The organism is Streptomyces sp. HSW2009 (genome assembly GCF_040240285.1).
Taxonomy (GTDB): Bacteria; Actinomycetota; Actinomycetes; order Streptomycetales; family Streptomycetaceae; genus Streptomyces.
The window spans coordinates 1-12,544 of sequence record NZ_JBEHZD010000195.1; the positions used below are offsets into that span (position 1 = coordinate 1).

A 12,544-nucleotide genomic window follows, 5' to 3' on the forward strand; every position below is an offset into this window, starting at 1 on the left:
GGGGGGCCCCCGCCGCGGGGGGGGGGGGGGGGGGGGGGGGGGGGGGGGGCGGGGGCGGCGCGCGCGGGCCGGGGGGGGGGCGCGCGCCGCGCGGGGGGGGGCGGCGGGGGCGCCACCGGGCGCCGTAACGGGCCGGCCGGAGCCCGGTCCCGGGTCGGTGCGGTCAGCTCGTGCTCCACAGCACCGGCAGGAACTCCGGGTCGGTGTAGTCGGGCGTGCCGTCGGCGTTCTTGCGCACGACCACGTCGTGGTTGTACGAGACCCGGGTGCCGTCGGTGCGGCTGAACTCGCGGTAGCGGTTGTCCCCGTCCTGGAGGTGCAGGGAGATGGCGCGCCGCGGCCGGTCGCTGACGTTCGCGCCGCTGCCGTGGTAGGTGCGGCAGTGGTGGAAGTTGACGTGCCCCCGGGGGATGTGGACCGGGATCTTGCGCACCTCGACGCCGTTGTACCGGGCGTTCTGCTCCAGCATCTCGTCCAACTCGCTGCGGTCCCGCTCGGCGAAGTGCAGCGAGGTGGCGTCGTTGGCCGCGGTCTCCTTCCAGCGGTGGCTGCCGTCGACCATGGTGATGGTGCCCATCTCCTCGCCACAGTCGTGGAAGGGGATGAAGGCGGTCAGCATCCGCTCGGAGGTGGAGGTGGCCCAGTAGTGCCGGTCGAAGTGCCAGGGCACCAGGTTCGACGGCTCGCCGGCGACCGGCGGCTTGTAGATCAGGGTGGACTGGAAGACGCGGATGACGTCGGCCTCGGCGAGCCTGGCGGCCACCGCACCGAGCAGCGGCTTGCGCAGGATGCGGCCGATCGTGTCGTCCTCGTAGTGGATGTAGTCGTTGTGCCGTTGCACATCGCCCTTGGCCGGCTCCCAGTAGGCGAGCTTGGGCGGGCGGACGGGCAGCGTACGGTCGCGCTGGCCGCCGTAGAAGCGCTCGCTGGACTTCTCCAGGAGCTCCGTCTCCTCGTCGGTGAAGATCTTCTTCGACAGGTACCAGCCGTGCTCGGCGTAGAAGGCGACGTCCTCGTCCGACGGCAGCAGTTCGCGCTCCGCGTCGGTCAGGGTGAACGCGGCTGAGTCTTGAACAGTCACGGTGTTTCCTTAGGTACGACGGTGCAGGTGCGTGGGGCGGGTGGGGCCGGGGCGTACGGGCGCGGCCGGCTCAGGCCGTCGTCTCGTCCCTGGCCACCGCCTCGTAGAGGGCCTTGATGTTGCCGCTGCCGAAGGTGCGGGCCCCGTGTCGGTCGATGACCTCCCAGAAGAAGGTCTTCCGCACGTGCGGGGACTGGGTGAAGAGTTGGAAGACCTGGCCCCAGTGGTCCTGGTCGACCAGGACGTTGGTCCGTCGCAGGTCGGCCACCCGCAACTCCGGCTCGCCCAGGCGCGCGGTGAGCTCGTCGTAGTACGCGTCGGGGGTGTTCAGGAACTTCACGCCGCGGGCCTCCAGGGCCGGCACGGTGGCCACGATGTCGTTGGTGAGCAGCGCCAGGTGCTGGACGCCGGCACCACCGTGGCTGGCCAGGAAGGTGTCGATCTGCCCGGGGCGGCGACCGGTCACCGGCTCGATCAGGGTGAAGGTCACGTGGCCCGACGGGCTCTGCACCACCTTGGAGTCCATGGCCTGCTCGCCGACCTCGATGAACTCCTCGAAGATCTGGCGGAAGCCGAAGACCCGCTCGTAGAACTCGACGGTGGGGCGCAGTTGGCCCGCCGGCACGCAGATCGCGGCGTGGTCCACGGTGCTCAACAGCGGCTGGTCCGGGGCCGGTTCGGGTTCGGTGACCTCCATCGTGCCGGGCAGGAAGTCGGCCCGGTCCCCGGTGCGTTGCACGAACCGGTGCGCCACGTCCCCGAAGCCGAGCACGGAGGCGGTGACCACCTCGTTCCCGCCCTGCTGGTGGGTGACGGGCTCTTCGACGACGATGGCCTTGCGGTCGACGGCGGTGGCGAACGCGCCGGCCGCGTCGCTCACCTCGAAGGCGATGTTGGCCACGCCGTCGCCGTGCCGGGCCACGTACTCGGCCACGGGGTGCTTGGGGGTCAGCGCGGAGGTGAGGACGAGGGTGATGCCACCCTGGCGCAGCAGGAGCGAACGCTGGTCGGGCTGGCCCGTCTCGGGCCCCGCCTGGCCGCACACCCGGAAGCCGAACGCCGTGCAGAGGTAGAAGGCCGCCTGTTGTGCGTCACCGACGTAGAACTCGACGTGGTCGACAGCTCCGATATTCACGCGAATGTGCCCTTCTTGGTCGTCTCTACTGTTTCTTGCGCGTGCTTGCCGTACCGAGGAGCAGACTGACGTTGTGGCCGCCGAAGGCGAACGAGTTGGAGATGACGGCCTCGACCCGTTGCTGACGCGCCTCGCCCCGGATGTGGTCGAGTTCGCAGCCCGGGCCCACCTCGTCCAGGTTGTGGGTGGGGGGCAGCGCGCCGCGGGTCAGTGCCATGGCGCAGATCGCCGCCTCCACGGCCCCCGAACCACCCAGCAGGTGACCGGTCATCGACTTGGTGCTGCTGACCGCGGGCGCGTGGTCGCCGAAGACGGCGTGCACGGCCTTGGTCTCGGCGATGTCACCCAGCTTGGTCGCCGTGCCGTGCGCATTGACGTACCCGATGTCGCTCGGGGCGAGCCCGGCGGTCGCCAGCGCCCTGCGCATGGCGTACGCCGCGCCCTCGCCGTCCGGCCGGGGAGCGGTGGGCCGGTACGCGTCGGTGGTCGCGCCCCAGCCCAGCAGGTCGGCGTAGCCGGCGGCGCCGCGCGCATCCGCGTGCTCGGCGCGCTCGACCACCAGCACGCCGGCGCCCTCGGCCAGCACGAACCCGTTGCGCCGACGGTCGAAGGGGCGGCTGGCCTGCTCCGGGTCGTCCCAGCCGCTGGCCAGCGCCCTGGCGTGGGAGAACGCCAGTGCCGAGGTCGGGTTGAGGGGCGCCTCGGCACCGCCGCAGATCACCACGTCGGCCTCGCCGTACCGGATCAGCCGGGCGGCCTCGGCCACCGCGTGCGCGCCGGCCGAGCAGGCGGTGGCGATGGCCGAACTCCAACCGCGCGCACCGTGCTTGATGGCGATCCGGGCCGCGGCCATGTTGGGCAGCATGCCGGGCAACAGGTACGGGCTGACCGCCGTCGGGCCGCGCTCGGCCCTGGCCTGGGTCTGCTCCTCGTACGTGGTCAGCCCGCCGGCGCCGCTGGAGACGACCACGGCCACCCGGTGCGGGTCCACGTCACGGCCGACCTCGATGCCGGCGTCGGCGAGCGCGTCATCGGCGGCGGCCATGGCCATCAGGACGTACCGGTCGACCCGCCGGCCCTCGCTCGGTGGCCGCACGTCGCGCGCCGAGATGTCCGGGGCGATGCCGGCCGAGCCCACGGTGCCGTCCAGGAGGTGCCCCGCCGGCGGCTTGCGCAGTCCCGACTTGCTGTGGCAGACGGCCTCGAACAGGTCGGCAGCGCCGCGGCCGAGCGGGGTGAAGGTGCCGAGCCCGGTGATGACGGGGCGCGGCAGCGCCTGCTGGTCGCTCATGCCGACACCCCCGCGCCCTCGGGCTGACCCAGCAGTTCGCCGTCGAGGAAGCGCTGACGGAGCAGGAACTTGCGGACCTTGCCGGTCGCGCCGAGCGGGATGCGGTCCTCGCTCACCACCACGACGCGCTCGACGGTGGCGGCCACGTGGGACTCCAGCGCCGCCAGGACCTCGGCCGTACGGTCGGCCTCCTGGTCCGCCTGCGGGTCGAGCATCAGCAGCACGGTCGTGGCGACCTTGCCTTCGCTGGGCACGGCGACCACCGTGCACTCCAGGACGTCGGCGCACTCCGCCAGGACGCGCTCCTCGCAGAGCATCGTGTACAGCTTCTTGCCCTCGTCGAGGTCGACCGCGTCCACCGCCCGGTCGACGTGGTAGTAGTAACCCTCCTCGTCCCGGAAGACGAGGTCGCCGGTGAGGAAGTAGCCGTCCCTGCGGGTGCGGTAGGTGGTGACCGAGTCGTTCCAGTAGCCGAGCGAGAGGGTCGGCGCGTTGATCGCGAGTTGCCCCACCTCGCCGGGGCCGAGCTTGGTGCCGTCGTCGTCCACGACCGCCACGTCGGAGAAGGCGTGCGGCTTGCCGATGCACCGCCCGTACCGGCTGGTGTCGGGGGTGTGGGTGATGAAGAACTGGGAGTGGCCCATCTCGGACGAGCCCAGGCCGTCCACGAAGAACGAGCCGGGCTTGTGGACGCGGCCCTCGGAGGTGACGGCCTCCCGCCTGCCGGCGGCGACCAGCTTGCGGATGTGCGCCTCGTGCGCGCAGTCGCCGGTGTTCCACCAGGTGCGGATCGAGGACAGGTCACGCTGCGAGAAGTCCGCGCCGGCCAGCTCCGACCAGGTGGTGGCGAAACCGAGGACGCTCTGCGGCTGCCAGGACTCGATGGCATCGAGCACCGGGCCACCGCTCTGCTGCGAGAGCAGCGCGAGCTGGGTGCGGTTGGTCAGCGCCAGGTTGACGGCGATCACGGTGGCCGCGTGAGCCGAAGGCAGCACGCCCAGCATCCGGGCGAGCCCCTGGCCCTTGGGCAGCAGCAGCCGGTGCCGGATGGCCGCGAACAGGCTGTGGTGCGAGTGGATGACGGCCTTCGGCAGGCCGGTGGTCCCCGACGAGTGGGTGATGACCACGGGTTCGCCGCCGTGGTGCCGGTAGGGCCGCGGCGCCGCGTCCGGGTCGCCGGCGCCGAGTTCGGCGGGGTCGGCGAGGACCGGCACCGCGCTGTCGACCGAGTCGAGGGCGTTGCGGTGCGGGGCGTCGACGATCACGCCGACCGGCCGCAGCCGCTTGATGTACTCGCCCGCCTGCTCGGCCGCGAGCCGGCCGTTGACGAGTGCGGGAATGGCACCGATGCGCACCAGCGCCAGATAGCTGAGCACCTGGTCGGCGGCGGCCGACACCCAGACGGCGACCGGGTCCCTGGGCCGTACGCCGAGTCCGTGCAGCGCGGCGGCCCTGGCGGCCACCCGCTGTCCCAGCTCGGCCAGCGAGTGGGCCTGCCACGCCGGGTGGCCGTCGACCTCGGTGTCGAAGGTCAGGGTGGGGGCATCGAGGCCGGTGCCCCGGTCAAGGAGAGTGGTCAGTACGTTGCCGACGCCCAACCGTTGGTCGGCCGCGAGCTCCGCGCGCTCGTTCTTCGGATTCATTGCCGGTGTCTTCGCTTTCTCGATCGGACGTGTCGCGTACGACCTGCTGCCGCTCCCGCCCGGCGCCGATGGCGCCAGGGTCGGGAGAGCAGACACGTCGGGTCAGCGGCGGTACGGACTCACTTGGCCGATGCGGTGGCGGAGGCCCGCTCGACGATCTCCTTGACCAGACCGGAGACGGTCAGCAGGGCGACGGTCTCCATCTCGTCCTCTTCGAACTTCACGCCGTAGGTGTCTTCCACCTGGATGGCTATCTCGGCGACCGACAGCGACTCCAGGTCGAGACCGGAGGGGCCGAGCGGGGTGTCGCCGGTGACCTCGGTGACGTCGTAGTTCATGTTGTCCAGGGCCTCGATGATGAACTTCTCAACTTCGGCGGACATTTGGTTGACTCCCTCTTCATGGATGGGCACCCGGGGTCGACCCCGGACACGGTGACGGTGCGGTGGTGCACGACGGACGGGGACGAGCGGCGCAAGGCACACGCCTTGCTGCTGCGGACCGCGGCGGAGTTGCTGCGGGTCCCGTCGTCCGAGATCTGGTTGGAGCACGAGCCAGGTGGCCGCCCCTACCTCGGCGGCGCCGGGGCGGGGCTCTCGGTCAGCCTCGCTCATGCTCGTGGCACCCTGGCGGTCGCGCTGACCAGCAAGGTTCCGGTCGGTATCGATGTGGAAGTGGTACGGGCACTGCGCGCCGAAACGCTGGCCAGGACGTGGCTGCACCCCGCTGAGGCGGAGTGGGTCAGCGCTCTGGCCGAACCGGAACGAGCAGCGGCCTTCCTGTGGTTGTGGACGCAGAAGGAGTCGGTGGGCAAGGCGCTGGGCCAGGGCTTGCGGCGCGGCGGCATGAGCCGTCGGATGCCGCTGGCCCAGCAGTGGCCGCCCGACACGGTGCTGGTGCCGCGCCCGTTGCCGGGCGCGGAACACCTCGTGTCGTCAGCCGTCTTGCTGGGTGGCGGACGCTACGTCCTCGGGTTGGCGCTCCAGGGTGGCTCGCCCGACGGCGCGGTGGGTGACCACCCCGTCCAGGTGCGCCGCGTCGATCTCGACGCGGTCACCTGACCCTCAGACGGCGGCTGCCGAACGCACCGCGGCGCGCAGCACCTCGGCGTTGCGCACCGGCTTGCCGGTCGCGGTGCGCGGCAGTTCGGGCAGGTGGTGCAGGGTGCGGGGCCGCTTGTACGGGGCCAGGCGGGCCGCCAGGGAGTCGGCCAGGGTGTCGAAGGTGCTCTGCTCCCTGACGGTGACGAAGGCTTCGATGCCGGTGCCGTGCACGACCACCGCTTCGGTGACGCCGGGCACCGCCGAGATGGACGCCTCCACCTCGGAGAGGTCCACCTTCAACCCGCCGATGGACACCTGGGAGTCGAGCCTGCCGTGCACCGTGAGCAACCCTGTCGCCTCGTCGAGCGTGCCGGCGTCCTTGGTGCGCAGCCAGCCGTCCACGTAGCGGGTGCCGTCACTCTGGCCCACGTACGGGTCGGCGGGCAGGCCGAGGAGGATCTGGCCGTCCTCCACCCGTACGGGCATGTCGTGGGTGGGAGCCAGCGCCGGGCGGGTGGCGCCGGTCAGGTCGGTTGCGATGACACCGGCTTCGGTCATCCCGTACATGACTCCGAGCTCGGCGCCGTACCGGGTGGTGAAGCGCTCCCTGACGTCCTCCTTGACGAGCTCGCCGCCCACGATCATGCGGCGCAACTGCGGGAGTTTCGGGGGTGTTTGGGCAGCGGAGAGCACGGCCGTCTGGGAGGGGACGCCGAGGATGACGGTCGGCCCGTCGTCCGCCGCCACCGCCTTGAGGATGCCGTCGACGGTCTGCATCCGCGGCAGGTACACCTGGGACTTCGCGGCCAGTCCGTGGAGCAACCCACCGACCAACCCGAGCACGTGGATGATTGACGCCAGCACCACGCGGCGCTCGCCACCGCCGGGGAAGCCGTCGAGCCGGTCGTAACGGTCGAGCTCCGTCAGCAGGCTGTCGACCGAGCGGCCGATCACCTTCGACGGGCCGGTCGAACCCGAGCTCAACTGGAGCAGTACGTGCGGCGTGCCGGCAGGTCGGCCGCCGGTCACGGGGGTGATGCGGGTCTTCACGTCGAAGTAGCCGCGCAGTCGGCCGGTGACGTCCTCGGTCGGCTCGACCACCAACTGGGGTGCCAGCCGGGTGAGCGCCTCGTCGACCTCGAACCGGGTCAACCGGTAGTCCAGCAGGGCCACTTGGGCTCCGGAGCGCCAGCCGGCGAGCATGGCAACCACACAGCCGAGCGAGGGGGGCATGCGGAGGGCGAGCGAGCCGCCCGCGGCCAGTCCGGCAGCCCGCATCCGCTCCTGCTCGTGTGTGACGAGCTGACGAAGCTGGGCGCGGCTCACCGGTTCGCCGATGTGGAGGGCGATCTCTTCGCCCTTCCCTCCGAGTAACACCTCGTCGACCCAGGAACCGTCACCACGTGTAGACCGTTTGGGCGGCGTTGCGCCAGCTTCCCCCACCGGAATCTCTCCCTGTCGCAGATTCTTAAATCCATCCGAATGCCACGGGACAGCACTGTCCTTCGATGATTTCGGATGGTGTGCGTCACCATGTCCCCACCCGGTGACATGTGCATCGTTGCGCACTACTTTTGAGTAATCAAGTGAAGTTTGCTGTGAAGTCCTATGAACCAATGTGTCATTGCGGTTCGTCGGTACTTGGGGGCAGCCCAAATCACCTTTTCAAGCAAAGCAATAAAAAGAGAGTGGAGGTGTGGGTTCCTCTTGTGTTTTTAGATCATTGGCGGGTAATGCCGGTGGGGCTGAAATGCTGTACTTCGGGTACGCCCATCAACGCCATGACCTCTTCGAACTCGCTGATGAGCGTGGTGAGTACGGCCGCTGCCCCGACACTGCCCGAATGAGAAAGGCCCCAGAGGACCGGTCGGCCGACAAAGACCGCATCGGCCCCAAGACAGAGTGCCTTCGCAATATCGGCGCCATGCCTGATGGCTCCGTCCAGGATGAGTTGACAGCCTCCGGCGACGGCTTGGGCGATCTCCGGCATGACGTCGGCGGCCGGGGTTGCGAAATCGAGTTGCCGGCCACCGTGATTGGAGACGACCAGGGCGTCGATGCCGCATTCAACGGCGAGCTCGGCGTCCTCCGCGGTGAGGATGCCCTTGAGTACGATCGGTAGTTCGGTCTGTTCGCGCAGCCAGTTTAGGTCCGCCCAGGTAATGGAGGAGTCAAACTGCTCCCTGGAATGCCGCGCGATGGCGGATTCACCGGAAGTGCTGCCGTGCGCCGAGGCCATCACGGAGGTGTCGATATTCACCGCACGGATTCCGTCCGGCACCGCGAAGCCATTGCGGGCGTCGCGGGGTCGGTGGGCGACGCGCGGCGCGTCCACCGTGAGGACCAGGGCGCGGTACCCGGCGGCCTCCGCGCGCTTGATCAGTTCCAGCATCGGGCCGCGCTGCTTGAGCCAGTAGAGCTGGAGCCACAGCGGGCCGGTGGCCGCGGCGGCGATGTCCTCCAGTGTGCAACTGGCGAACATGCTGACCGTCAACAGCACCCCGGCCTCGCCGGCGGCCCGGGCACTCGCCAACTCCCCTTCAGGGTGCGCAAGTTGATGATAGGCCATCGGTGCGACACCGAGCGGGGCGGCCAGCGGGGCGCCGAGCAGCTCCGTCTGAGGGTGACACGTCGAGACGTCGACCAGACACCTCGGCCGCAACCTGATCCGGTCGAGCGCCTCGCGGCTGGTCGAGAGCATGGATTCGGTTCCACTGCCGCCGGCCAGGAAGTCCCACACGGGGCGGGGCAGTCGTTCCCTGGCCGCGGTCTCGTAGTCGTAGAGCGTCAACCCCACCTGTGCATCCCCCGTCGTCACTCGCCGAGCGTGCTTCGACCTGTACGCCAACTAACCGCACGGGCGTACACTAACCGAACTCTCCCACATGTCCGCACGGTCGTCCACTTAGTCGAATGGGCGGCCAGCTCGATGAGTCGGAAACCCGGATGGGAGGCATCGAGGAGGTGTCGCTTGACCACGACGCGCATGGACGGACGGATCGAACGCGGTAACCAGACCCGGCGGTTGATCCTCCAACGAGCCGTCAGCATCGCATCGGTCGAAGGGTTGGAGGGCCTGTCGCTCGGGCGTCTGGCCAGCGAACTCCAGCTCAGCAAGAGCGGGGTGTTCGCCCTGTTCGGCTCGAAGGTCGAGCTCCAGCTCGCCACCGTACGCACCGCCATCACAATCTACATTGAGCACGTGGTGCGACCGGCCCGGGAGCTGCCGGCAGGAATAGGTCAGGTCTGGCGCCTGTGTGCCAACTGGCTGACCTACTCGGAGCAACGTGTCTTCCCGGGGGGTTGCTTCTTCTACTCGGTCACCGCCGAGTACGACGCGCGGGAGGGCCGGGTGCACGACGCGGTGACCAAGGCCCACGGCAACTGGTTCGCCCTCGTGGAACAGACCATCAACGAGGCGCGGGAGGCGGGGGCGGTGCGCGAGGACACTGACGTACCGCAACTCGCCTTCGAACTCATCGCCATGCTGGAGACGGCCAACGCCGAGTCCGTACTGCACAACAACTTCACCTGCTACCAGAAGGCGACCAACGGCGTCCGCAACCGCCTGCGCAGCGTGGCCACCCAGCCGGCGTTGCTGACTGACTTCGTCTGACGCGCCGTCCCGCCCGCCGCCCGGTCCCACGCACCACTCCACCCGCTGACTGCCGCACGGTCACACCCACTGCCCGCCGCACCGCCCGACACCGGTTGTCACCGGACGGCACAGCCGAACGCAACCGGACACAGCCGCAACCAGCCCGACACAACCAGACACGCCCCGACGCAGTCCGACACAGCCTTGCCGCGCCCACCGCGCGAAGCGGTGCGGCCATGACACGGAGAGAACCATGCCGCTCGATCCCCAGATGCAGGCCCTGTACGACCGACGGGCACAGCAGCAGGTCCGCCCGCTCTACACGATGACCCTCGCCGAGGCCCGGGCCGCGGACCTGGCCGCCATCCAGGCCGACGCCGGCACCCCCGAGCCGGTCGCCGAGGTGCACGAGGAGCAGTTCGCCGGGCCCGGCGGCCCGCTGCCGGTGCGCGTCTACCGGCCGGCGGGCGAGGGTCCGCTGCCGGTGCTCGTCTACTTCTTCGGCGGTGGCTGGACACTCGGTTCGCTGGACACCGGCGACGCCATCTGTCGTAGCCTGGCCAACGCCGCAGGGTGTCTCACCATCGCGGTCGGCTACCGGCTCGCCCCCGAGAACCCCTTCCCCGCGGCACCCCAAGACTGCTTCGCCGGCGTGCTGTGGGCCGCCGAACACGCCGCCCGCTTCGGTGGGGACCCGAGCAGGCTGGCGGTCGGCGGCGACAGCGCCGGCGGCAACCTGGCCGCCGCGGTCAGCCTGATGGCCCGCGACGCCGGCGGCCCCGGCCTGCTGGCCCAACTCCTCGTCTACCCCAACACCGACTGCCTGGCCGACACCCCCTCCCGCCGCGAGAACACCGACCCGCTGCTCTTCAACGACAAGTCGGTGCAGTGGTACTGGGACAACTACCTGACCGACCCCGACGACGGCCACCACCCGCTGGCCTCCCCGCTCCGCGCTCCCGACCACTCCGGACTGCCGCCCGCGCTGGTGCTCACCGCCGAGTACGACCCGCTGCGCGACGAGGGCGAGGCGTACGCCGCCCGGCTGCGGGAGAGCGGGGTGCCGGCCGAGACGGTCCGCTACCCCGGCGTCGCCCACGGCTTCTTCGCCATGGCCGGCTCCCTCGACGCGGGTCGTGCCGCCATCGAGCACGCCGCGAACTACCTGCGCACCTCCCTTGCCGCCACTGCACCGAAGGGTTGACCCCATGGCCGAGACCCCCGCGCCCGCCGCCGGAGCCCGACCGCTCGACCTCGGCGACCTGCACGCCTCGCTCACCGATCCGCTGCTGGACGCGATGAACTTCCTCAACGAGGTCGTCGCCCGCTTCCCCGACGCGCTCTCCTTCGCCCCCGGCCGACCTGACGAGGGCACCTTCGAGACCGAGGACCTCACCCGCCACCTGCGCACCTACACCGACTACCTGGAGCACGACCTCGGCTGGTCGCGGGAGAGGGTGCGCACCCAACTCTTCCAGTACGGCCGCACCAACGGCGTCATCCACGAACTGATCGCCCGCACCCTCGCCAACGACGAGCAGATAACGGTGAGCCCGGAGGCGGTGGTGGTGACCACCGGCTGCCAGGAGGCGATGCTGATCACCCTGCGCGCCCTGTTCGCCCGCCCGGAAGACACCCTGCTGGTCAGCTCGCCCTGCTACGTGGGGGTGACGGGCGCGGCCCGGCTGCTGGACATCGCGATGTGCCCGGTGCCCGAGGGCCCGCAGGGGCCGGACGCCGCCGAGGTGCTGGCGGCCGTGCGCCGCACCCGGGAGGCGGGCGGCCGGCCGCGCGCCCTGTACGTGGTGCCGGACTTCGCCAACCCGTCCGGTGCGAGCATGACCGTCGAGGCCCGGGAACGGCTGCTCGCCCTCGCGGCCGATGAGGACCTGCTGATCCTGGAGGACGACCCGTACGGCTTCTTCGTACGGACCGGGACCGCGCGGCCCACCCTCAAGGCGCTGGACCGCGAGCGCCGGGTGCTGCACCTCGGCTCGTTCGCGAAGACGGCGCTGCCCGGCGCGCGGGTCGGCTACGTCATCGCCGATCAGGAGGTGGTCGGCCCCTCCGGGCGGCGCACCCTGCTCGCCGATGAGCTGTCCAAGATCAAGAGCATGACCACGGTCAACACCTCGGCCATCAGCCAGGCGGTCATCGGTGGGTTGCTGGTGGGGTGTGACTGCCGGCTGCGCGACGCCAACGCGGCGGCCATCGCCCACTACCGCACCACGCTGAACACCGTCATCGAGGAGTTGGAGCGGCACTTCCCCGAGGAGCGCCGCCGCGCCCTTGGCGTCCGGTGGAACGAGCCGACCGGCGGCTTCTTCCTCGTCGTTGACGTGCCCTTCGTCGCGGACGTGAAGGCGCTGGAGCGGTCGGCGCGCCACTTCGGCGTGTTGTGGACGCCGATGTCGGACTTCTTCCTCGACGGCGGCGGCGAGCACCAACTGCGCCTGTCGTGCAGCTCTTTGAAGCCCCCGCAGATCGTCGAAGGGGTGGCCAGACTGGCCCGCTTCATCGAGGCGCAGATCGCGGAGGCTGACGACTAGCAGCCCCGGCCGCCGCCCCGCCCCCGGCCCCCCCCCCGGGCCCCCCGGGGGCCCCCGCCCCCCGGGGGGGGGGGGCCCCCGCCCCCCGGGGGGGGTGGGGGCGGGGGGGGGGGGGGGGGGCGGGTGGGCCGCCCCCCCCAATGGTGACAGACCCCCGGCGCCGGCGGGGGGGGTGTTTGGGGGGGGCGTGGAATTTAAAAAAAA

At 70.6% G+C, this 12,544-nt stretch carries 11 protein-coding genes; 4 read left to right on the forward strand and 7 right to left on the reverse strand.

The genetic code is table 11. The features are described 5' to 3' along the window. Positions 1–163 precede the first annotated feature (163 nt). The 5 genes from AAHZ94_RS16440 to AAHZ94_RS16460 form a co-directional block, all read right to left on the reverse strand. Complete coding sequence (locus AAHZ94_RS16440) at positions 164–1,081, reverse strand: phytanoyl-CoA dioxygenase family protein (protein ID WP_349993635.1); 918 nt, start codon at positions 1,079–1,081, stop codon at positions 164–166. 70 nt (positions 1,082–1,151) lie between these two features. Continuing rightward, complete coding sequence (gene hppD, locus AAHZ94_RS16445; RefSeq protein ID WP_349993636.1) at positions 1,152–2,216, reverse strand: 4-hydroxyphenylpyruvate dioxygenase; 1,065 nt, start codon at positions 2,214–2,216, stop codon at positions 1,152–1,154. Between the two features lie 25 nt (positions 2,217–2,241). Beyond that, on the reverse strand, positions 2,242–3,507 hold the full coding sequence (locus AAHZ94_RS16450) for a beta-ketoacyl-[acyl-carrier-protein] synthase family protein (RefSeq protein ID WP_349993637.1): 1,266 nt from the start codon (positions 3,505–3,507) through the stop codon (positions 2,242–2,244). Further along, complete coding sequence (locus tag AAHZ94_RS16455) at positions 3,504–5,150, reverse strand: class I adenylate-forming enzyme family protein (protein ID WP_349993638.1); 1,647 nt, start codon at positions 5,148–5,150, stop codon at positions 3,504–3,506. The genes AAHZ94_RS16450 and AAHZ94_RS16455 overlap by 4 nt, the downstream gene beginning before the upstream one ends. 119 nt (positions 5,151–5,269) lie before the next feature. Further along, entirely contained in the window at positions 5,270–5,533 is a 264-nt protein-coding gene (locus tag AAHZ94_RS16460) for an acyl carrier protein (protein ID WP_349993639.1), read from the reverse strand. Positions 5,534–5,551: 18 nt separating this feature from the next. On the opposite strand from AAHZ94_RS16460, the gene AAHZ94_RS16465 reads away from it, so the two are divergent. Next, the gene (locus AAHZ94_RS16465) at positions 5,552–6,211 is read left to right on the forward strand and encodes a 4'-phosphopantetheinyl transferase family protein (RefSeq protein WP_349993640.1); all 660 of its coding nucleotides are present in this window, start codon (positions 5,552–5,554) and stop codon (positions 6,209–6,211) included. Between the two features lie 3 nt (positions 6,212–6,214). Here AAHZ94_RS16465 and AAHZ94_RS16470 read toward each other — a convergent pair whose 3' ends face one another. Together AAHZ94_RS16470 and AAHZ94_RS16475 are read right to left on the reverse strand one after the other, a co-directional pair. Next, positions 6,215–7,570: a class I adenylate-forming enzyme family protein gene (locus AAHZ94_RS16470; RefSeq protein WP_349993641.1), complete on the reverse strand. Its 1,356-nt coding sequence runs from the start codon at positions 7,568–7,570 to the stop codon at positions 6,215–6,217. Positions 7,571–7,913: 343 nt separating this feature from the next. Further along, entirely contained in the window at positions 7,914–9,011 is a 1,098-nt protein-coding gene (locus AAHZ94_RS16475; RefSeq protein ID WP_349993642.1) for an alpha-hydroxy acid oxidase, read from the reverse strand. Between the two features lie 153 nt (positions 9,012–9,164). On the opposite strand from AAHZ94_RS16475, the gene AAHZ94_RS16480 reads away from it, so the two are divergent. The 3 genes from AAHZ94_RS16480 to AAHZ94_RS16490 all read left to right on the forward strand — a co-directional run bounded on the left by AAHZ94_RS16480 (position 9,165) and on the right by AAHZ94_RS16490 (position 12,340). After that, the gene (locus AAHZ94_RS16480) at positions 9,165–9,809 is read left to right on the forward strand and encodes a TetR/AcrR family transcriptional regulator (RefSeq protein ID WP_349993643.1); all 645 of its coding nucleotides are present in this window, start codon (positions 9,165–9,167) and stop codon (positions 9,807–9,809) included. A gap of 235 nt (positions 9,810–10,044) precedes the next feature. After that, positions 10,045–10,995, forward strand: coding sequence for a LipP1 family hormone-sensitive lipase (gene lipP1, locus AAHZ94_RS16485; protein WP_349993644.1), 951 nt, complete (start codon positions 10,045–10,047; stop codon positions 10,993–10,995). A gap of 4 nt (positions 10,996–10,999) precedes the next feature. Then, positions 11,000–12,340 carry an aminotransferase-like domain-containing protein gene (locus tag AAHZ94_RS16490; protein ID WP_349993645.1) on the forward strand — a complete coding sequence of 447 codons (1,341 nt, stop codon included), beginning with the start codon at positions 11,000–11,002 and terminating at the stop codon, positions 12,338–12,340. Positions 12,341–12,544: the final 204 nt, after the last annotated feature.